The organism is Streptococcus sp. (genome assembly GCF_032481935.1).
Taxonomy (GTDB): Bacteria; Bacillota; Bacilli; order Lactobacillales; family Streptococcaceae; genus Streptococcus.
Genome location: NZ_JAWERU010000007.1, coordinates 15,124 through 35,437 on the forward strand (window position 1 = coordinate 15,124; position 20,314 = coordinate 35,437).

General features: G+C 40.7%; 19 protein-coding genes. 16 read left to right on the forward strand and 3 right to left on the reverse strand.

Features of this window, described 5'->3' with window-relative positions; translation table 11 throughout:
- Nucleotides 1-18 precede the first annotated feature (18 nt).
- Entirely contained in the window at nt 19-1,293 is a 1,275-nt protein-coding gene (locus E7C97_RS01900) for a PLP-dependent aminotransferase family protein (RefSeq protein WP_316107930.1), read from the reverse strand.
- Between the two features lie 284 nt (nt 1,294-1,577).
- On the opposite strand from E7C97_RS01900, the gene budA reads away from it, so the two are divergent.
- The 10 genes from budA (at nt 1,578) to alaS (ending at nt 11,822) form a co-directional block, all read left to right on the forward strand.
- Nucleotides 1,578-2,306: an acetolactate decarboxylase gene (budA, locus tag E7C97_RS01905; protein WP_049526960.1), complete on the forward strand. Its 729-nt coding sequence runs from the start codon at nt 1,578-1,580 to the stop codon at nt 2,304-2,306.
- A gap of 12 nt (nt 2,307-2,318) precedes the next feature.
- The gene (locus E7C97_RS01910) at nt 2,319-3,071 is read left to right on the forward strand and encodes a YhfC family glutamic-type intramembrane protease (protein WP_316107931.1); all 753 of its coding nucleotides are present in this window, start codon (nt 2,319-2,321) and stop codon (nt 3,069-3,071) included.
- A 117-nt stretch (nt 3,072-3,188) separates the two neighbouring features.
- On the forward strand, nt 3,189-4,094 hold the full coding sequence (murB, locus tag E7C97_RS01915) for a UDP-N-acetylmuramate dehydrogenase (RefSeq protein ID WP_045763349.1): 906 nt from the start codon (nt 3,189-3,191) through the stop codon (nt 4,092-4,094).
- 160 nt (nt 4,095-4,254) lie between these two features.
- The gene (locus tag E7C97_RS01920; protein WP_316107933.1) at nt 4,255-5,412 is read left to right on the forward strand and encodes an ABC transporter ATP-binding protein; all 1,158 of its coding nucleotides are present in this window, start codon (nt 4,255-4,257) and stop codon (nt 5,410-5,412) included.
- Entirely contained in the window at nt 5,393-6,199 is an 807-nt protein-coding gene (locus E7C97_RS01925; RefSeq protein ID WP_000754116.1) for an ABC transporter permease, read from the forward strand. Before E7C97_RS01920 ends, E7C97_RS01925 begins: the two co-directional genes overlap by 20 nt.
- On the forward strand, nt 6,196-6,969 hold the full coding sequence (locus tag E7C97_RS01930; protein WP_045763347.1) for an ABC transporter permease: 774 nt from the start codon (nt 6,196-6,198) through the stop codon (nt 6,967-6,969). Before E7C97_RS01925 ends, E7C97_RS01930 begins: the two co-directional genes overlap by 4 nt.
- Nucleotides 6,966-8,036, forward strand: a complete 1,071-nt coding sequence (locus E7C97_RS01935) for an ABC transporter substrate-binding protein (protein ID WP_049508863.1) — start codon at nt 6,966-6,968, stop codon at nt 8,034-8,036. The genes E7C97_RS01930 and E7C97_RS01935 overlap by 4 nt, the downstream gene beginning before the upstream one ends.
- Before the next feature lie 140 nt (nt 8,037-8,176).
- Nucleotides 8,177-8,428, forward strand: coding sequence for a hypothetical protein (locus tag E7C97_RS01940; RefSeq protein WP_049503189.1), 252 nt, complete (start codon nt 8,177-8,179; stop codon nt 8,426-8,428).
- Between the two features lie 273 nt (nt 8,429-8,701).
- Entirely contained in the window at nt 8,702-9,187 is a 486-nt protein-coding gene (locus tag E7C97_RS01945) for an LURP-one-related family protein (protein WP_316107936.1), read from the forward strand.
- 16 nt (nt 9,188-9,203) lie between these two features.
- Nucleotides 9,204-11,822, forward strand: coding sequence for an alanine--tRNA ligase (gene alaS / locus E7C97_RS01950; protein ID WP_316107938.1), 2,619 nt, complete (start codon nt 9,204-9,206; stop codon nt 11,820-11,822).
- A 234-nt stretch (nt 11,823-12,056) separates the two neighbouring features.
- Here alaS and gdhA read toward each other — a convergent pair whose 3' ends face one another.
- Nucleotides 12,057-13,403: an NADP-specific glutamate dehydrogenase gene (gdhA, locus tag E7C97_RS01955; RefSeq protein WP_045763342.1), complete on the reverse strand. Its 1,347-nt coding sequence runs from the start codon at nt 13,401-13,403 to the stop codon at nt 12,057-12,059.
- A 226-nt stretch (nt 13,404-13,629) separates the two neighbouring features.
- On the opposite strand from gdhA, the gene E7C97_RS01960 reads away from it, so the two are divergent.
- The 6 genes from E7C97_RS01960 (at nt 13,630) to E7C97_RS01985 (ending at nt 18,709) form a co-directional block, all read left to right on the forward strand.
- A complete protein-coding gene (locus E7C97_RS01960) occupies nt 13,630-14,565 on the forward strand; it encodes a dihydroorotate oxidase (protein WP_316107941.1) in 936 nt (311 codons plus the stop codon).
- 32 nt (nt 14,566-14,597) lie between these two features.
- Nucleotides 14,598-15,635, forward strand: a complete 1,038-nt coding sequence (gene holA, locus E7C97_RS01965; RefSeq protein ID WP_316107943.1) for a DNA polymerase III subunit delta — start codon at nt 14,598-14,600, stop codon at nt 15,633-15,635.
- 69 nt (nt 15,636-15,704) lie between these two features.
- Nucleotides 15,705-16,310, forward strand: coding sequence for a superoxide dismutase SodA (gene sodA, locus E7C97_RS01970; protein ID WP_006150800.1), 606 nt, complete (start codon nt 15,705-15,707; stop codon nt 16,308-16,310).
- 152 nt (nt 16,311-16,462) lie between these two features.
- Nucleotides 16,463-17,371 carry a LysR family transcriptional regulator gene (locus E7C97_RS01975; RefSeq protein ID WP_316107946.1) on the forward strand — a complete coding sequence of 303 codons (909 nt, stop codon included), beginning with the start codon at nt 16,463-16,465 and terminating at the stop codon, nt 17,369-17,371.
- Nucleotides 17,368-17,829, forward strand: a complete 462-nt coding sequence (lspA, locus tag E7C97_RS01980) for a signal peptidase II (protein ID WP_316107947.1) — start codon at nt 17,368-17,370, stop codon at nt 17,827-17,829. Before E7C97_RS01975 ends, lspA begins: the two co-directional genes overlap by 4 nt.
- Nucleotides 17,819-18,709, forward strand: coding sequence for an RluA family pseudouridine synthase (locus E7C97_RS01985; RefSeq protein WP_316107949.1), 891 nt, complete (start codon nt 17,819-17,821; stop codon nt 18,707-18,709). Before lspA ends, E7C97_RS01985 begins: the two co-directional genes overlap by 11 nt.
- Before the next feature lie 29 nt (nt 18,710-18,738).
- On the opposite strand, the gene ffh is transcribed toward E7C97_RS01985, so the two are convergent.
- Nucleotides 18,739-20,304, reverse strand: coding sequence for a signal recognition particle protein (gene ffh / locus E7C97_RS01990; protein WP_316107951.1), 1,566 nt, complete (start codon nt 20,302-20,304; stop codon nt 18,739-18,741).
- Nucleotides 20,305-20,314 lie beyond the last annotated feature (10 nt).

A 20,314-nucleotide genomic window follows, 5' to 3' on the forward strand; every position in this document is an offset into this window, starting at 1 on the left:
AAATAACAGAGTTGGATTTCAGTCCAGCTCTGTTTTTAAATAGCTTAATGTTTCTTCAATATTTTCTAGGGGGACTTTTGCAAAGTGATAGGGACAAGACTCTATGTAGGATGATTCGAAAAAGTCGAGTTCTAGAGGACTGTGTTTAAGACTAGCGATGCTAGGATAGTTCCTGAGGTCAAGCAAAAGCCCATCATGAAGTGGATAGCTCGGTAGGGAAATAGGATAGCTTTGTAAGAGCTGTTGGATGTGCTCCTGACTTTTTTCTTGCAGTACCAATCGTGCTAGTCTGTTTTTTTCAAAGAGTTGACTATCAATATAGAGTGATAGAGCCTTTTGCATGATAAGGTTGTTATCGTAGTCGAGAATGTTTTTATAGGTCACAAAAGCTTCCTTGATTGCATTAGGAAGAAGAAGGGCAGTAATCCGGAGGGCAGGAAATAGACTCGTAGAAAAGGACTTGATATAGATGACCAAATCATGCTGATCCAGATAATGAAAGGTTTGTCCCATTTTAGGATCCAAGTCACCCAGGTAGTCATCCTCAACGATATAAATCTGATATTTTGCAGCTAAGTCAAGGATAGCAAGTTTTTCCTCTTCAGAATAAGAATGCCCCAGAGGATAGTGGAAACGGGGAATGGTATAAAAAAACTTAATTTTTCCACTTTTAAAATGCTCCTCAAGTTCTTTCAAGTCGATGCCATCTACCCGACGTTCAATGGTTTGATAGGGAAGATTTTGGGCTAGCAGCAGTTGGTTCATTCGATGATAGGTCGGTTGTTCGACCAGTATTTCTTGAGCTTGACCTGGAAAATCGATCTGAGAAAGAATAAACAGTGCCTGCTGGGTTCCAGACGTCATGACCAACTGGTCTGCTTTACTATAAATGGCTTGATCAAAGAGTAATGTCTGAACAGACTGACGTAATTCTTCTAAACCTTCTTGGTGTTCATAGTAGTTGTAGAGATAATTTTCTCGCCCAATCAAGCTCTCATTGACACAAAGACGAAAATCATCATAGGCAGCTAGATGCTCATCGTTGACTGAGATAATTAAGTCTTCATGACTGGTTTGTTGCTCCAATACATAATAACCACTTTGAGGTTTGGAGTAGATATATTTCTCGTATCGGAGTTCTAAGAGTGCGCGCTGTATAGTGTCTTTGCTACAGTGAAAATCTTGACTGAGTTTTCGGATAGATGGTAGGCGACTTCCAGTGGGAAATCTACCTGCTTCTATTTCATTTTTTAGATAGTGAATGACTAGTTCATACTTGCTTTCTTGCTTCATCCCAGACCTCTCATGATTTTGTTACATTGTACCTTTTTTTTAGAAGTTTGGCAATGTTATACTCTTCGAAAATCTCTTCAAACTGCGTCAACGTCGCCGTGCCGTAGGTATGTTACTGACTTCGTCAGTTCTATCCACAACCTCAAAACAGTGTTTTGAGCAACCTGTGGCTAGTTTCCTAGTTTGCTCTTTGATTTTCATTGAGTATTAAAAGGCAGTCTAGCATTCAATTCTAATCAGAAATGTGATATACTTAGTAAGTAAAATTTTCAAAGAAGAGTGAGATGATGAAGGTGCAAGAACCAGTTAAATTATTCCAATATAATACTTTGGGAGCCTTGATGGCGGGACTTTACGGAGGAACCATGACCGTTGGTGAATTGCTTGAACATGGTGATTTAGGATTAGGAACCCTGGATTCTATCGATGGAGAATTGATTGTCTTAGATGGGAAAGCTTATCAGGCTAAGGGATCAGGTGAGAAACCTGAAATTGTGGAAGTTTCACCAGATGCCTTGATTCCCTATGCAGCAGTTGTACCCCACCAGGCAGAAGTTATTTTCCGTCAGCGTTTTGAAATGACTGATCAGGAACTTGAAAAACGTATTGAATCCTATTATGATGGAGAAAATCTATTTCGTTCCATCAAGATTCATGGTGATTTTAAACACATGCATGTTCGTATGATTCCAAAATCAACAAGCGAAACGAAGTTTGCTGAGGTTGCGACGCATCAGCCTGAATATAGCTGCGACAATGTCTCAGGAACTATCGTTGGTTTTTGGACACCTGAAATTTTCCATGGAGTTAGTGTTGCTGGTTACCATCTACACTTTATCTCAGATGACCTAACCTTTGGTGGCCACGTTATGGATTTTGTCATCAAGGAAGGTATTGTAGAAGTGGGAGCTGTTGACCAGTTGGATCAACGTTTTCCTGTTCAGGATCGTCAATATCTATTTGCTAAGTTTAACGTTGACGAGATGAAAAAAGATATAGAACAGGCAGAATAATAGGAGTCAAATATGAAAATTCATGTAATAATAACGATGCTGGCTTTATTCGCCTTTCTCATTGCAGCAGTTTGGTATGCAAGAAAGCAATACAAGATTAATTTTGCAGTTTTAGGACTTGGGGCAGTTGCATTTTTTGCCTCTTCTCAAGTCTTGGAGAAAATCGTTCATCTCTTGATTCTTCATCCACAAAAGGATGGGACAGTTCCACTCATGTCAGAAAATCCTCTTCTCTATGTGATTTATGGCATTTCTATGGCTGCTATCTTTGAAGAAACAGCTCGACTTATTTTCTTTAAATGGTTGGAGAAGAAAAGAACTTTGGAAGATTCAGATGCTCTTGCTTATGGATTGGGGCATGGTGGTTTAGAGTTGATCTATATCGGGATTGCAAGTTTACTCAATCTCTTCATCCTCTTTTCAGCAGTAGAATCTCAAAATCCAAACATTATGCAACTCTTGCCTGAAAGCACGCTTGCTACAATTAACAATCTAGCTGCATGGCAGATTTACCTTTTGGGACTAGAGAGAATCCTAGCCTTGCTTCTTCAAGTCGGCTTGACCTTCTGGGTTTATCAAGCAGTTCGCCAAAAGAAATGGATTTACCTAGTAGCTGCTTATGGTTTACACGCCCTATTTGATTTGGCTCCGAGCCTATCTCAAGTTGGTTGGTTGTCAAATCCACTTCTCGTAGAAGGATTGTTAGCAGCGGAAGTTATTATTTTTATTTACTTTACAAAAACGATCTTTTATAAAAAGCAATAATACAATAAAGAGGTTCATCCTCTTTTTAGTTTGAGCTTTTGAAAAAGCTAACCAAATCATCGAAAAATAGAGCTAAAAATGGTATAATGGAATGAATTTTATAAAAGGATTAGAAAAATGACCGTATTAGATAAACTAAAAGAAACCTTAGAAGGAATCGATATTCGATTCGATGAACCGCTAAAAACTTATACCTATACCAAAGTTGGAGGGAAGGCAGATTATTTAGTTTTTCCACGCAATCGCTATGAGATGGCTCGTGTGGTAAAATTTGCCAATCAGGAAAATATTCCTTGGATGGTTCTTGGAAATGCAAGTAACATTATCGTCCGTGAGGGTGGAGTACGTGGTTTTGTAATCATGTGTGACAAGCTCAATAATGTTTCTGTTGATGGCTATACCATCGAGGCAGAAGCTGGAGCTAACTTGATTGAAACCACTCGTATTGCCCTCCGTCATAGCTTGACTGGCTTTGAGTTTGCTTGTGGAATTCCAGGAAGCGTCGGTGGTGCAGTCTTTATGAATGCCGGCGCTTATGGTGGAGAGATTGCTCATGTTCTACAGTCTTGTCAAATCTTGACTAAGGAAGGTGAAATCGAAACCTTGTCTGCTAAAGACTTGGCCTTTGGTTATCGTCATTCAGCCATTCAAGCATCAGGAGCAGTTGTCTTATCTGCTAAGTTTGCCTTAGCTCCGGGTAATCACCAAGTCATCAAACAAGAAATGGATCGATTGACCCACCTTCGTGAACTCAAGCAACCTTTAGAGTATCCTTCTTGTGGTTCAGTCTTTAAACGTCCAGTGGGTCATTTTGCTGGACAATTGATTGCTGAAGCTGGTTTAAAGGGATATCGTATTGGTGGCGTAGAAGTTTCAGAAAAGCATGCAGGCTTTATGGTCAATATTGCTGATGGAACTGCCAGAGATTATGAAGACTTGATTGAGTCTGTCATTGAAAAGGTTAAAGAACACTCAGGTGTTACTCTCGAGCGAGAAGTTCGTATCTTGGGTGAACATGAGTAAATACTAGAAATAGCTTAGCTGCTACTAACTAGAATGTAGAGGGGATGAAAGCTTATCGTTAGTGCAGAAGAATGTAGGCAGTTCAATCTCCTACAAGAGGTAGTGACGGCCTGACAGAGCCCTGATCTGTTAATCTATGAAAAAGAAGGAATAATGACAATTGAAAAAACCAATCATCGAATTCAGAAACGTTTCTAAAGTTTTTGAAGATAGCAACACCAAGGTTCTCAAGGATATTAACTTTGAGTTGGAAGAAGGGAAGTTCTACACACTTCTCGGTGCCTCAGGATCTGGTAAATCAACTATCCTAAATATCATTGCAGGTTTGCTAGACGCAACGACTGGAGATATTTTACTGGATGGCGTGCGAATCAATGATATCCCGACCAATAAGCGAGATGTTCATACTGTCTTCCAATCTTACGCCTTGTTTCCGCATATGAATGTCTTTGAAAATGTTGCCTTTCCATTGCGTTTGCGTAAGGTCGATAAAAAAGAAATTGAACAACGTGTATTAGAAGTTCTCAAGATGGTACAGCTTGAAGGCTATGAAAAGCGTTCTATCCGTAGGCTATCTGGAGGACAACGTCAGCGTGTAGCTATTGCGCGTGCGATTATCAACCAGCCTCGTGTGGTCTTGTTGGATGAACCTTTGTCAGCCTTGGACTTGAAATTGCGGACAGACATGCAGTACGAACTACGTGAACTGCAACAACGCTTGGGCATCACCTTTGTCTTTGTTACCCATGATCAGGAAGAAGCCTTGGCCATGAGTGACTGGATCTTCGTTATGAATGACGGTGAAATTGTTCAGTCAGGAACACCAGTTGATATCTATGATGAGCCAATCAACCACTTTGTTGCAACCTTCATCGGTGAATCAAATATCCTGCCTGGAACTATGATTGAGGACTACTTGGTCGAGTTTAACGGCAAACGATTTGAAGCGGTCGACGGTGGGATGAAGCCAAATGAACCAGTCGAAGTCGTGATTCGCCCAGAGGACTTGCGCATTACCCTTCCAGAAGAAGGCAAGCTCCAAGTTAAAGTTGATACCCAGCTTTTCCGTGGGGTTCACTATGAGATTATCGCCTATGATGAACTTGGCAATGAATGGATGATTCACTCAACTCGTAAGGCAATCGTTGGTGAGGAAATCGGTCTGGACTTTGAACCAGAAGACATCCACATCATGCGTCTCAATGAAACAGAAGAAGAGTTCGATGCTCGTATCGAAGAGTACGTAGAAATCGAAGAGCAAGAAGCAGGTTTGATTAACGCTATTGAGGAGGAAAGAGATGAAGAAAACAACCTCTAAACTCTTTGTAGTGCCCTACATGCTTTGGATTGCGCTCTTTGTATTGGCACCCTTGGTCTTGATTTTTGGACAATCCTTTTTCAACATCGAAGGTCAGTTTAGTTTAGAAAACTATAAATCCTATTTTGCGTCACAAAACTTAACCTATCTCAAAATGAGTTTTAACTCAGTGCTCTATGCAGGAATTGTAACTCTAGTGACGCTACTTATCAGCTACCCAACAGCCCTTTTTTTGACCCGTCTCAAACACCGTCAACTATGGCTTATGCTGATTATTTTGCCAACCTGGATCAATCTTCTCCTTAAAGCTTATGCCTTTATCGGGATTTTCGGGCAAAATGGCTCTATCAACCAATTTCTAGAATTTATCGGGATTGGTTCGCAGCAGTTGCTCTTTACAGATTTCTCATTTATCTTTGTAGCAAGCTATATCGAGCTTCCATTTATGATTTTGCCCATCTTCAATGTTTTGGATGATATGGATAACAATCTCATTAATGCCAGCTATGACCTCGGTGCGACCAAATGGGAGACTTTCCGTCATGTCATCTTCCCTCTGTCTATGAATGGAGTGCGAAGTGGTGTCCAATCTGTCTTTATCCCGAGTTTAAGTCTCTTTATGTTGACCCGTTTGATTGGGGGAAACCGAGTGATTACCTTGGGAACTGCTATCGAGCAGAATTTCCTGACAAACGATAATTACGGTATGGGTTCAACTATTGGTGTTGTTCTTATCCTGACCATGTTTATCACCATGTGGGTGACTAAGGAAAGGAGAGAACGATGAAAAAATTATCAAATCTTTACCTAGCCTTTGTCTTTATCGTCCTCTATCTGCCAATCTTTTACTTGATCGGCTATGCCTTCAATGCTGGGGATGATATGAATAGTTTTACAGGCTTTAGTTTGTCTCACTTTGAAACCATGTTTGGCGATGGAAGACTCATGCTCATCTTGGTTCAGACCTTTTTACTAGCCTTCCTATCAGCCTTAATTGCGACTGTTATTGGGACTTTCGGTGCCATTTACATCTACCAATCACGCAAAAAATATCAAGAAGCCTTCCTATCACTCAATAACATTTTGATGGTTGCACCAGACGTTATGATTGGTGCCAGTTTCTTGATTCTCTTTACACAACTCAAGTTTTCACTTGGATTTCTAACGGTTCTGTCTAGTCACGTGGCCTTCTCCATTCCAATCGTAGTGCTCATGGTCTTGCCTCGATTGAAAGAGATGAATGGAGATATGATCCATGCAGCCTATGACCTTGGAGCTAGTCAGTTCCAGATGTTCAAGGAAATTATGCTTCCTTACCTAACGCCGTCTATCATTGCAGGATACTTCATGGCTTTCACCTATTCACTAGATGACTTTGCTGTGACTTTCTTTGTAACGGGAAATGGATTTTCAACCCTCTCAGTCGAGATCTACTCTCGTGCTCGTAAGGGAATTTCTTTAGAAATCAATGCTCTTTCAGCCTTGGTCTTTCTCTTTAGTATTATCCTAGTTGTCGGATATTACTTCATTTCACGTGAGAAGGAGGAGCAAGCATGAAACGACTCTATTCATTTTTAGCAGGAATTCTAGCCATTATCCTTGTCTTGTGGGGAATTTCTTACCATCTTGACAGTAAAATCAATAGTCGCGATAGTCAAAAATTGGTTATCTACAACTGGGGAGACTATATCGCCCCTGAACTTCTGGAAAAATTTACAGAAGAAACAGGAATCCAAGTCCAGTATGAGACCTTTGACTCCAACGAAGCCATGTACACGAAAATCAAGCAGGGTGGAACGACTTATGATATTGCCATCCCAAGTGAGTACATGATTAACAAGATGAAGGACGAAGACCTCTTAGTTCCGCTTGATTATTCAAAAATTGAAGGAATCGAAAATATCGGACCAGAGTTCCTCAACCAGTCCTTTGACCCAAACAACCAGTACTCTATCCCATACTTCTGGGGGACCTTGGGAATCGTCTACAATGAAACTATGGTGGAAGAAGCGCCTGAACATTGGGACGACCTTTGGAAGCCAGAGTATAAAAACTCTATTATGCTTTTTGATGGGGCGCGTGAAGTACTTGGTTTAGGTCTTAACTCACTAGGCTATAGCCTCAACTCTAAAGATCCACAGCAGTTGGAGGAAACGGTCGATAAGCTCTACAAGCTAACTCCAAATATCAAGGCTATTGTGGCGGATGAGATGAAGGGTTACATGATTCAGAACAATGCTGCCATTGGTGTGACCTTCTCAGGGGAAGCCAGCCAGATGCTGGAGAAAAATGAAAATCTCCGCTATGTCGTACCGACAGAGGCAAGTAATCTCTGGTTTGACAATATGGTGATACCAAAGACAGTTAAAAACCAAGATGCGGCTTATGCCTTTATCAATTTCATGTTGAAGCCTGAAAATGCTCTAAAAAATGCAGAGTATGTCGGCTATTCAACACCAAACAATGCTGCTAAGGAAATGCTTCCAGAGGAGACAAAAGAGGACAAGTCCTTTTATCCAGATGCAGACACTATGAAACACCTAGAAGTTTATGAGAAATTTGATCATAAATGGACAGGAATCTACAGCGACCTCTTCCTACAATTTAAGATGTATCGAAAGTAGGAGTAAACAAAAAGAACGAATCAGTTAAATTGGTTCGTTTTTTGAATAGTTCTATAGCTGTGTATTTTTACTATCCTATTTGCTTATTTTATAGCCTAGTAGTATACTAAGTTTATAATAATAGAAAGCGGTAACAAATCATGAAAATGTCTACTTTTTTCAAAAAAAGTTATTGGCCAACCTTTTTGATTGTTCAGCAAACTGTTATACTATTCTCTCTAAAGGATGGTTTGGATCGACAATACCTAACAACTGATTCCATACATTTGGTGATAGGGTTCTTTATATTTGTAAATATTTTCGAAGCTATCTTTAACAATTCAAAACTTTGGAATAAAAGTTGGGATAAAAAGAAAAATGGCAGTAAGAAAAAATATATTCTGAAAAAGTAACCAGAGATTTAGGGAGTTGGTTATTTAAATGAGGATTATTTCCAGTTGACGCAGACTTAAAAAAACGATATAATAGGAATGTTGAGAATTGATTTTCTCTCCGTCTTAGTTCAGAGAATTGGCGGTGCTGCGAGCCATCTAAGATAGAAAATCATGCTACTCAATCTAACAATTGCATAAGAATCAAAGAATGACAAGTTCATTGAATGAAGGTGGTACCGCGGTTTTTCGCCCTTCGTGATATGGATTTGTTTTTTATTTTTGGAGGTGCTTATGAGAACATTTCTTGTCAAACAGAAATTTCGCCTAGGTGGTGAACGCTTTGATATCAAGGATGAGTTGGGCAATGTCGCCTATCAGGTTGAAGGTTCATTTTTTAAGATTCCTAAAACCTTTACCATCTATGATGTTGCTGGTGAACAGGTCAGTGAGATTAGTAAAGAAGTCTTAACTTTCCTACCTCGTTTTGAAATTCAACTGAGTAATGGCGATCATTTTTATATCCGAAAGAAGTTGACTTTCTGGAAGGATAAGTATGAGTTTGACAGTCTCGGTCTTCGTATCGAAGGAAATGTCTGGGATTTGAATTTTAAATTGCTAGACGATCGTGACCAAGTAATTGCGGAGATTGCCAAGGAACTTTTCCATTTAACCTCTACCTATACCGTAACCGTCTATGACGAATCTTATGCAGACCTAGTCATTTCCCTCTGTGTCGCTATTGACTATGTGGAAATGCTAGAAAGCCAATCAAATTAGTAAAAAGGAGATACATATGAAACAATTATCTAGTGCACAAGTCCGCCAAATGTGGCTTGATTTCTGGGCTACAAAAGGCCACTCAGTAGAACCATCTGTTAGCTTGGTTCCAGTAAACGACCCAACACTTTTGTGGATCAACTCAGGGGTTGCTACTCTTAAAAAATACTTTGACGGAACTATCATTCCTGAAAACCCACGTATTACCAATGCGCAAAAAGCCATCCGTACCAACGATATCGAAAACGTAGGTAAGACTGCTCGTCACCATACTATGTTTGAAATGTTGGGGAACTTCTCAATCGGGGATTACTTCCGTGACGAAGCTATTACATGGGCATATGAGCTTTTGACAAGCCCTGAGTGGTTTGACTTCCCTAAAGACAAACTTTACATGACTTATTATCCAGATGACAAGGATTCATACAACCGCTGGATTGAAGTGGGAGTAGATCCAAGCCATTTGATTCCAATCGAAGACAACTTCTGGGAAATCGGTGCAGGACCTTCTGGACCTGATACAGAAATCTTCTTCGACCGTGGAGAAGCCTTTGACCCAGAAAACATCGGTCTTCGTCTTCTTGCAGAAGATATCGAAAACGACCGTTATATCGAAATCTGGAACATTGTATTATCACAATTTAACGCTGACCCTGCTGTTCCTCGTAGCGAGTACAAAGAATTGCCACACAAAAACATTGATACGGGAGCTGGGTTGGAGCGTTTGGTAGCAGTGATCCAAGGTGCTAAGACAAACTTTGAAACTGACCTCTTCATGCCAATCATCCGTGAAGTTGAGAAATTATCTGGTAAGGTTTACGACCAAGATGGCGACAACATGAGCTTTAAGGTCATCGCTGACCACATCCGTTCTCTTTCATTCGCTATCGGTGATGGTGCCCTTCCTGGAAATGAAGGTCGTGGTTATGTCCTTCGTCGTCTTCTCCGCCGTGCCTCTATGCATGGTCAAAAATTGGGTATCAATGAGCCTTTCCTTTACAAACTCGTTCCAACTGTTGGAAAAATCATGGAAAGCTACTACCCAGAAGTGCTTGAAAAACGTGACTTTATCGAAAAAATCGTTAAGAGCGAAGAAGAGTCATTTGCTCGTACTCTTCACTCAGGTCAACACTTTGCCCAAGGTATCGTAGCAGACTTGAAAGAAAAAGGTCAATCTGTCATCGCAGGTCAAGATGTCTTTAAACTCTATGATACATACGGATTCCCAGTAGAATTGACAGAAGAAATCGCTGAAGAAGCTGGTATGACTGTAGACCGTGAAGGCTTCGAAGCAGCCATGAAGGAACAACAAGAACGTGCGCGTGCATCTGCTGTCAAAGGTGGATCTATGGGTATGCAAAATGAAACCCTTCAAAACATCACTGTAGAAAGTGTCTTCAACTACAATGCTAGTCAATTGTCTTCTAAGTTGGTTGCTATCGTAGCTGACAATGCTGAAGTAGAAGCTGTAGCTGAAGGGACTGCGTCACTTATCTTTGCAGAAACACCATTCTACGCTGAAATGGGTGGACAAGTTGCGGACCACGGTCAAATCTTGGATGTTCAAGGAAACGTAGTAGCGACTGTAACGGATGTTCAAAAAGCACCGAATGGACAAGCATTGCACACCGTTGAAGTTATTGCTCCTCTTGCTTTGAACCAAGAATACACTTTGGCAATCGATAGCAATCGTCGTCACCGTGTCATGAAGAACCACACAGCAACTCACTTGCTCCATGCGGCCCTTCATAATATCCTTGGCCACCATGCTACTCAAGCAGGTTCACTTAATGAAGTCGAATTCCTTCGCTTTGACTTCACTCACTTCCAAGCTGTCACTCCTGAAGAATTGCGTGCTATTGAGCAACAAGTCAATGAGAAGATTTGGGAAGCCATTGCAGTGGAAACAGTTGAGACTGATATTGACACAGCTAAAGAAATGGGAGCTATGGCCCTCTTTGGTGAGAAATACGGTAAGGAAGTTCGCGTAGTCACTATCGGTGACTATTCAGTGGAGCTGTGTGGTGGTACCCACGTAGGTAACACTTCTGAGATTGGCCTCTTCAAGATTGTCAAAGAAGAAGGTATTGGATCAGGAACTCGTCGTATCTTGGCAGTGACCGGTAAGGAAGCTTTTGAAGCTTATCGTGAACAAGAAGACGCTCTGAAAGCAGTCGCAGCAACCTTGAAAGCTCCTCAACTCAAGGAAGTACCTCACAAGGTGGAAGGTCTTCAAGAGCAACTCCGTCAATTGCAAAAAGAAAATGCAGAATTGAAGGAAAAAGCAGCAGCAGCGGCAGCAGGCGATGTCTTCAAGAATGTTCAAGAAGCAAACGGCCACCGTTACATTGCTAGTCAAGTTTCTGTATCAGATGCAGGTGCCCTTCGTACCTTTGCGGATAACTGGAAGCAAAAAGACTATTCGGATGTGCTTGTTCTTGTCGCAGCCATCGGTGACAAAGTCAATGTCCTTGTAGCCAGCAAAACAAAAGATGTGCACGCAGGTAATGTGATCAAAGAATTAGCTCCAATCGTCGATGGACGTGGTGGTGGTAAACCAGACATGGCCATGGCAGGAGGAAGCAATCAAGCGAAAATCCAAGAATTGTTGGATGCAGTAGCAGGTAAATTATAATCACTTAGAGGCTGGGACAAAAGTCCTAGCCTCTCATTTGTCTTTGGATTGTCGAGCAAGACGCAGTGGTTGAGTGGGCTCTACTACGCTGATTTCATCAGCTTTTACAGCCCTACTCAACTTGTGCGGAGGTGGGACGACGAAATCGAATTCTAACGAATTACCGATTTCTGTCCCACTCTCTTTTTGCATTAGAAAAACTCCCCACGAGTAGTGAGGAGTTCATTTTTAGAATTAAACAATCCCTTGAGCAATCATAGCGTTTGCTACGTTTTCGAAGGCTGCAATGTTTGCACCTGCAAGGTAGTCAGTTCCAAGACCGTAAGTTTCTGCAGTTGTTTTAGCTGTGTTGAAGATGTTAGTCATGATATCTTTCAAACGACCGTCCACTTCTTCACGTGTCCATGAAAGGCGAAGGCTGTTTTGGCTCATTTCAAGAGCAGATACAGCTACACCACCAGCATTGGCAGCTTTTGCAGGTCCGTAAAGGATTCCATTTTCCTTGTAGACTTTGATAGCTTCAAGGTCGCTAGGCATGTTAGCACCTTCAGATACACAGATAACTCCTTGAGCAACCAAGCGTTTCGCAGCTTCACCGTTGATCTCGTTTTGAGTGGCACATGGAAGAGCGATATCGTAGTTACCAGTGTAAGTCCATACAGAACCTTCGTAGTAAGTAGCAGTTGGTTTTTCTGCAGCGTACTCAGTCAAACGAGCACGGCGTTTTTCTTTAACGTCCGTAAGAAGGTCAAAGTCGATACCATTTTCATCGATGACATAACCATTTGAGTCAGATACAGAGATAACAGTTGCACCAAGTTCAGTTGCTTTTTGAAGAGCGTATTGAGCTACGTTACCAGAACCTGAAATCACAACTTTCTTACCAGCAAAGCTGTTGCCGTTTGCTTTAAGCATTTCTTCAGTGTAGTAAACCAATCCATAACCAGTTGCTTCTGGACGAATCAAGCTACCACCAAATCCAAGAGGTTTACCAGTCAAGACACCAGCATCAAATTGGTTGAGGCGTTTGTATTGTCCGTAAAGGTAACCAATCTCACGTCCACCAACACCGATATCACCAGCAGGTACGTCAAGAGATGGTCCGATGTATTTTTGCAATTCAGTCATGAAGCTTTGGCAGAAGCGCATCACTTCAGCATCAGTTTTACCTTTAGGATCAAAGTCTGATCCACCTTTACCTCCACCGATTGGAAGTCCAGTCAAAACGTTTTTAAAGATTTGTTCGAATCCGAGGAATTTCAAGATCCCTTGGTTAACAGTTGGGTGGAAACGAAGTCCGCCTTTATATGGTCCAACAGCTGAGTTGAATTGAACACGGTAACCACGGTTAACTTGAACTTTTCCATCACGGTCAACCCATGGAACACGGAAAGAAATTACGCGTTCTGGCTCAGTGATACGTGCCAAGATATTTTCTTCAATATACTCAGGGTGTTTTTCAAAGACAGGCTCCAAAGTGCTGAAGAATTCTTCAACCGCCTGGAGAAATTCAGCCTCATGCCCGTTACGAGCTTTTACAGTTTCAAACACGCTTTGGATATATTCTTTAGCAGATGTCATATCGTTCTCCTTTTTGTTGTCATATTTTATTACATGAGACATTATAGCAGAAAAATTTTTTACTGTAAAGAAAAAAACATAAATTTTCTAAAAATTCTTTCAATTTGAATAAGCTAGTTTTATTAGTTGAATTAGAAACCTTTTTATAGGGTTAGTTTTATTAAAAGGCTCCTGCCAAAGTATGGTATAATAATAAAGAAATAATGGATTTTGGAGGAATAGAATCATGGTATCAACGAAAACACAGATTGCTGGTTTTGAGTTTGATAATTGCTTGATGAATGCAGCAGGAGTTGCTTGTATGACCATTGAGGAGTTGGAAGGTGTCAAAAATTCAGCAGCAGGAACCTTTGTCACTAAGACTGCAACCTTGGAATTTCGTCAGGGAAATCCTGAACCACGCTATCAAGATGTTCCACTTGGTTCTATTAACTCTATGGGGCTCCCAAATAATGGTTTAGACTATTACTTGAACTACCTTTTGGAATTGCAAGAAAAGGAACCAAATCGTACCTTCTTCCTATCTTTAGTTGGAATGTCTCCAGAGGAAACTCATACCATCTTGAAAAAGGTGCAAGAAAGTGATTTCCGTGGTTTAACCGAACTCAATCTCTCATGCCCAAATGTGCCAGGCAAGCCTCAGATTGCCTATGATTTTGAAACAACAGACCGTATCTTGTCAGAGGTTTTTGCCTACTTTACAAAACCTCTAGGGATTAAGCTTCCACCTTATTTTGATATTGTACATTTTGATCAAGCGGCAGCTATTTTTAACAAATACCCCCTCAAATTCGTCAACTGTGTCAACTCTATTGGAAATGGTCTTTATATAGAAGATGAGTCTGTCGTGATTCGTCCTAAGAATGGTTTTGGTGGAATTGGTGGAGAATACATTAAACCAACTGCCCTTGCCAACGTCCATGCCTTTTATCAACGCTTAAATCCTCAAATTCAAATCATCGGAACTGGTGGAGTGCTTACAGGGCGTGATGCCTTTGAACATATCCTATGTGGTGCCAGCATGGTACAAGTAGGAACTACTCTTCATAAAGAAGGTGTAGGTGCTTTTGAGCGTATTACAAAGGAACTAAAAGAAATTATGTCGGAAAAAGGATACCAAAACCTAGAGGATTTCCGTGGAAAATTAAATTATATTGTTTAGACAGAAGCTAAATTAAAAAGAAAGGAGAAAAGATGCTAGCCATAGAAGAAAGTCGAAAGCTATCCTTAGCAAACCTTCCTAGTTTGACCCTGTTTACAGGGGCTGATCAAGGCCAGTACGACATCATGAAAACTCAGGTTCTAAAGCAAATCGGATACGACCCTGCAGATTTGAATTTTGCTTATTTTGACATGAAAGAAGTAGACTACAATAGTTTGGAACTTGAGCTGGTCAGTCTTCCTTTCTTTGCGGATGAAAAAATTGTTATTTTAGATCATTTTCTTGATTTAACAACTGCTAAAAAACGCTATCTATCTGATGACGAGCTTAAGGCTTTTGAAGAATATTTGGAAAACCCATCTCCGACGAGTAAATTAGTTATTTTTGCTGAAGGTAAACTAGACAGCAAGCGACGTCTAGTTAAAATTCTAAAGAGAGATGCCAAGATTTTTGAAGCCCTTGAACCAAAAGAGCAAGAGATGCGAGCTTATTTTCAAAAGTGGTCTCAGGAACAAGGACTTTCCTTTGATGGAAAATCCTTCGAACAGTTACTTATCAAATCAGGTTTTCAATTCAGTGAAATTCAGAAAAATCTACTCTTCTTACAGTCTTATAAGGATGATGACCGAATTACCGAAGAAGACATTGTTGAGACCATACCAAAGACTTTGCAGGATAATATCTTTGATTTAACTCAGTTAATATTGACTAAGAAGATTGATCAGGCACGTGATTTAGTAAAAGATTTGACTTTGCAGGGAGAAGATGAGATTAAACTGATTGCCATTATGTTGGGGCAGTTCAGACTCTATACACAAGTGAAAATTTTGCAAGAGTCTGGTCAGTCAGAGTCCCAGATGGTCAGCAGTTTAGGTCACTATCTTGGTCGCAATCCTAATCCCTACCAAATCAAATTTGCCCTTCGTGATTCTCGAAGACTATCCCTTGATTTTCTCCAGAATTCTATTCGTTATCTCATCCAAGCTGATTACCAAATTAAGACAGGAGTTTATGAAAAAGGCTACCTGTTTGAGAAGGCTCTATTGCAGATTGCCAGCCAGTCAAATTGAGCAAATAACTTGAAAAAATAGGATGATTGCGTTATCATCATTATATAGAAAGAAAAAGAGGTATTACAGATGGCTATTATCTTACCAGATCTTCCATACGCTTACGATGCATTAGAACCATACATCGATGCTGAAACAATGCACTTGCACCATGACAAACACCACCAAACTTACGTTAACAATGCAAATGCAGCTCTTGAAAAACACCCTGAAATCGGTGAAGACCTTGAAGCTTTGCTTGCTGACGTAGAATCTATCCCAGCTGATATCCGTCAAGCGCTTATCAACAATGGTGGTGGACACTTGAACCACGCTCTTTTCTGGGAATTGATGACTCCTGAAAAAACAGCTCCATCAGCAGAACTTGCAGCAGCAATCGATGAAACTTTCGGTTCATTCGAAGAATTCCAAGCAGCCTTCACTGCAGCAGCAACAACTCGTTTTGGTTCTGGATGGGCTTGGTTGGTTGTTAACAAAGAAGGTAAGCTTGAAGTAACTTCAACAGCAAACCAAGACACACCAATCTCAGAAGGTAAAAAACCAATCTTGGGCTTGGATGTTTGGGAACATGCCTACTATGTGAAATACCGTAACGTTCGTCCTGACTATATCAAAGCTTTCTTCTCAGTTATCAACTGGAATAAAGTAGACGAACTCTACGCAGCAGCTAAATAATCTTAATAACGACACCTTTTGGTTAGAATTTCATCTAACTTGAAAGGTGTTTTTTGTTTGATTTTCGAAGAGTATAACTGTCTTATGATTTTCCTTTGTTGGATAGGCTTGATTTATGGTATAATGATAAGATAGAAATCGAAGGAGAAATCATGAATATTCAACAATTACGCTACGTTGTAGCTATTGCTAATAGTGGTACTTTTCGTGAAGCTGCTGAGAAAATGTACGTTAGCCAGCCGAGTCTATCTATTTCTGTAAGAGACTTGGAAAAAGAGCTTGGCTTCAAGATTTTCCGCAGAACCAGTTCAGGAACTTTTCTTACACGTCGTGGGATGGAATTTTATGAAAAGGCACAAGAGTTGGTTAAAGGATTTGATGTTTTCCAAAATCAGTATGCCAATCCTGAAGAGGAGAAAGATGAGTTTTCAATAGCCAGCCAGCACTATGATTTCTTGCCACCAACCATTACAGCTTTTTCGCAACAATATCCTGACTATAAGAATTTTCGTATCTTTGAATCTACAACTGTTCAGATTTTGGATGAAGTAGCCCAAGGACATAGTGAGATTGGAATTATCTACCTCAACAATCAAAACCAAAAAGGAATCATGCAACGGGTTGAAAAGTTAGGACTTGAAGTGATTGAGTTGATTCCTTTCCAGACGCATATCTATCTGCGTGAAGGGCATCCTTTAGCCAAGAAAAAAGAGTTGGTTATGGAGGATTTGGCTGATTTACCAACAGTTCGATTCACACAGGAAAAGGATGAGTATCTTTATTACTCAGAGAACTTTGTAGATACAAGTGCTAGCTCTCAAATGTTTAACGTAACTGACCGCGCTACCTTAAATGGGATTCTTGAAAGAACAAATGCTTATGCGACTGGATCTGGATTCTTAGATAACAATAGTGTGAACGGGATCACCGTTATTCCGCTAAATGATAATCTCAATAATCGCATGGTTTATGTCAAGCGTGAGGAAGTAGACTTGAGTCAGGCTGGTAATCTATTTGTAGAAGTCATGCAAGAATATTTTGATCAGAAGAGGAAGTCATGAAAAAAAGAGGAATAATTGCAGGGATTATAGCAGCCTTGATTGTCTTAGACCAAGTGGTAAAGGCTTACGTCGTTCAGAATATTGCTCTTGGTGAAATCAAATCATGGATCCCAAATCTAGTTAGTTTAACCTATCTGCAAAATAGGGGGGCAGCCTTTTCTATGCTTCAAGATCAACAGTGGTTTTTTGCAGTGATTACCTTAGTGGTCATGGTAGGAGCTATCTGGTATTTGCATAAGCATATAGAGGATTCTTTCTGGACTGTCTTTGGACTGGTTTTGATTATTGCAGGTGGTCTAGGAAACTTTATCGATCGTATCAGTCAAGGATTTGTCGTGGATATGTTTCACTTAGATTTTGTTAATTTTGCCATATTCAATGTGGCTGATAGCTATCTGACGGTCGGAGTGATTGTGTTATTGCTTGCAATGCTAAAAGAGGAAATGAATGGAAATTAAAATTGAAACAGGTGGACTACGCTTAGATAAGGCTTTGTCAGATTTAACAGAACTGTCGCGAAGTCTCGCCAATGAACAAATCAAATCAGGTCAAGTTTTGGTCAATGGTCAGGTCAAAAAAGCCAAGTATACGGTCCAAGAGGGCGATGTCGTTACTTATCAGGTGCCAGAACCAGAGGTTTTGGAGTATGTAGCTGAAGATATTCCTCTAGAAATCATTTATCAAGATGAGGATGTAGCAGTAGTCAATAAACCTCAAGGCATGGTTGTTCATCCAAGTGCTGGACATACGAGTGGTACCTTGGTTAACGCCCTTATGTACCACATCAAGGACCTATCAGGCATCAATGGTGTTTTGCGTCCAGGGATTGTCCATCGTATTGATAAGGATACTTCAGGTCTCTTGATGATTGCTAAAAACGATGAAGCGCACATCGCACTTGCTCAAGAATTGAAGGACAAGAAATCTCTTCGTAAGTATTGGGCCATCGTTCATGGCAATCTTCCAAATGACCGTGGCGTCATTGAAGCACCAATCGGACGAAGTGAAAAAGACCGCAAGAAACAAGCTGTTACTGCAAAAGGGAAACCAGCAGTAACACGTTTTCAAGTCTTGGAGCGCTTTGGTGATTATACCTTGCTGGAATTGCAACTGGAAACTGGAAGAACTCACCAAATCCGTGTACACATGGCTTACATCGGTCATCCAGTCGCTGGTGATGAGGTTTACGGCCCTCGTAAAACCTTGAAAGGACATGGGCAATTTCTCCATGCCAAGACACTTGGATTTACCCATCCAAGAACAGGGGAAACTATGGAATTTACTTCCGATATCCCAGCTATCTTTAAAGAGACTTTGGAAAAACTTCGAAATAACTAGACAGAAAAAGGACTCAAGCGAGTCCCTTTTTATTTGCGTTTTTTCTTAGCTTTTTTCATTTTATTAGCCATGCGTTTCATGGATTGCTTCATAGCAAATTCCCCGATTTTTCCCTTGAGACCTCCACCAAACATTTGGCTCATGTCAGGCATTCCTGTTCCTCCAAGAGCTGACAAGTCAGGCATACCACCTTGTCCCATCATACCTTCAAGGGCAGACATATCCATACCTCCAGGCATATTTTTAGGAAGATTGTTAGGGTTAATACCCATTTGCTTCATCATCTTGTTCATATCACCAGACATGACACCTTGCATGAGTTGTTTAGCTTGGTTGAAGTCCTTGATGAACTTGTTGACTTCGATAAAGGTATTACCAGAACCAGCAGCGATACGACGACGGCGACTTGGAGTAAGTAAGTCTGGATTTTCACGTTCTTCTGGAGTCATAGAAGATACGATGGCACGTTTGCGAGCAATTTGTTTTTCATCCACCTTCATATTTTGAAGGGCAGGATTGTTGGCCATACCTGGAATCATCTTGAGCAAATCTTCCATTGGTCCCATATTTTGTACCTGATCCAACTGATCGATAAAATCGTTGAAATCAAAGGTATTTTCGCGCATCTTTTCAGCCATTTCAAGGGCTTTTTGCTCGTCATATTCTTGGGAAGCTTTCTCAATCAGAGTCAGCATATCCCCCATACCGAGAATACGGCTAGCCATACGGTCTGGGTGGAAGGTTTCAATGTCGGTAATCTTTTCACCAGTACCAGTGAACTTGATTGGTTTACCAGTGATATGGCGAACAGAAAGGGCAGCACCACCACGAGTGTCCCCGTCAATCTTAGTAAGGATAACCCCAGTAACTTCTAATTGAGCGTTAAATTCACGCGCAACGTTTGCAGCTTCCTGACCAATCATGGCATCGATGACCAAGAGAATCTCATTTGGTTGAGCAAGTGCTTTAACGTCACGAAGCTCATTCATGAGAAGTTCGTCAATTTGCAAACGACCTGCCGTATCAATCAAAACATAGTCGTTATGGTTGGCTTTTGCTTGCTCCAAACCTTGGCGAACAATCTCAACTGCAGGAACTTCAGTACCAAGAGCAAATACGGGAACATCAATCTGTTGTCCAAGTGTTTTCAACTGGTCAATAGCAGCAGGACGATAGATATCGGCTGCAATCATCAAAGGACGAGCATCCTCTTCCTTTTTGAGTTTGTTAGCAAGTTTACCTGCAAAAGTTGTTTTACCAGCACCCTGCAAACCAACCATCATGATAATGGTTGGGATTTTTGGTGACTTGATAATCTCAGCTGTGTCTGAACCAAGAATTTCTGTTAATTCTTCATTAACAATCTTGATGATTTGTTGGGCTGGATTGAGGGTATCAATGACTTCATGCCCGATCGCACGTTCACGAACCTTTTTGATAAAATCCTTTACCACAGGAAGAGCAACGTCAGCCTCTAAAAGAGCCAGACGAATTTCCTTGGTTGCTTCTTGGATATCACTCTCTGTGATTTTTCCTTTTTTACGTAGGTTTTTAAAGACGTTCTGTAAACGTTCTGTTAAATTTTCAAATGCCATTATTTTCTCC

What these genes read in the sequence shown, in the direction of transcription:
- E7C97_RS01900 (WP_316107930.1), bottom strand. Translation starts at nt 1,293, where the DNA reads ATGAAGCAAGAAAGCAAGTATGAACTAGTCATTCACTATCTAAAAAAT.
- budA (WP_049526960.1), top strand. Translation starts at nt 1,578, where the DNA reads ATGATGAAGGTGCAAGAACCAGTTAAATTATTCCAATATAATACTTTG.
- E7C97_RS01910 (WP_316107931.1), top strand. Translation starts at nt 2,319, where the DNA reads ATGAAAATTCATGTAATAATAACGATGCTGGCTTTATTCGCCTTTCTC.
- murB (WP_045763349.1), top strand. Translation starts at nt 3,189, where the DNA reads ATGACCGTATTAGATAAACTAAAAGAAACCTTAGAAGGAATCGATATT.
- E7C97_RS01925 (WP_000754116.1), top strand. Translation starts at nt 5,393, where the DNA reads ATGAAGAAAACAACCTCTAAACTCTTTGTAGTGCCCTACATGCTTTGG.
- E7C97_RS01930 (WP_045763347.1), top strand. Translation starts at nt 6,196, where the DNA reads ATGAAAAAATTATCAAATCTTTACCTAGCCTTTGTCTTTATCGTCCTC.
- E7C97_RS01935 (WP_049508863.1), top strand. Translation starts at nt 6,966, where the DNA reads ATGAAACGACTCTATTCATTTTTAGCAGGAATTCTAGCCATTATCCTT.
- E7C97_RS01940 (WP_049503189.1), top strand. Translation starts at nt 8,177, where the DNA reads ATGAAAATGTCTACTTTTTTCAAAAAAAGTTATTGGCCAACCTTTTTG.
- E7C97_RS01945 (WP_316107936.1), top strand. Translation starts at nt 8,702, where the DNA reads ATGAGAACATTTCTTGTCAAACAGAAATTTCGCCTAGGTGGTGAACGC.
- alaS (WP_316107938.1), top strand. Translation starts at nt 9,204, where the DNA reads ATGAAACAATTATCTAGTGCACAAGTCCGCCAAATGTGGCTTGATTTC.
- gdhA (WP_045763342.1), bottom strand. Translation starts at nt 13,403, where the DNA reads ATGACATCTGCTAAAGAATATATCCAAAGCGTGTTTGAAACTGTAAAA.
- E7C97_RS01960 (WP_316107941.1), top strand. Translation starts at nt 13,630, where the DNA reads ATGGTATCAACGAAAACACAGATTGCTGGTTTTGAGTTTGATAATTGC.
- holA (WP_316107943.1), top strand. Translation starts at nt 14,598, where the DNA reads ATGCTAGCCATAGAAGAAAGTCGAAAGCTATCCTTAGCAAACCTTCCT.
- sodA (WP_006150800.1), top strand. Translation starts at nt 15,705, where the DNA reads ATGGCTATTATCTTACCAGATCTTCCATACGCTTACGATGCATTAGAA.
- E7C97_RS01975 (WP_316107946.1), top strand. Translation starts at nt 16,463, where the DNA reads ATGAATATTCAACAATTACGCTACGTTGTAGCTATTGCTAATAGTGGT.
- lspA (WP_316107947.1), top strand. Translation starts at nt 17,368, where the DNA reads ATGAAAAAAAGAGGAATAATTGCAGGGATTATAGCAGCCTTGATTGTC.
- E7C97_RS01985 (WP_316107949.1), top strand. Translation starts at nt 17,819, where the DNA reads ATGGAAATTAAAATTGAAACAGGTGGACTACGCTTAGATAAGGCTTTG.
- ffh (WP_316107951.1), bottom strand. Translation starts at nt 20,304, where the DNA reads ATGGCATTTGAAAATTTAACAGAACGTTTACAGAACGTCTTTAAAAAC.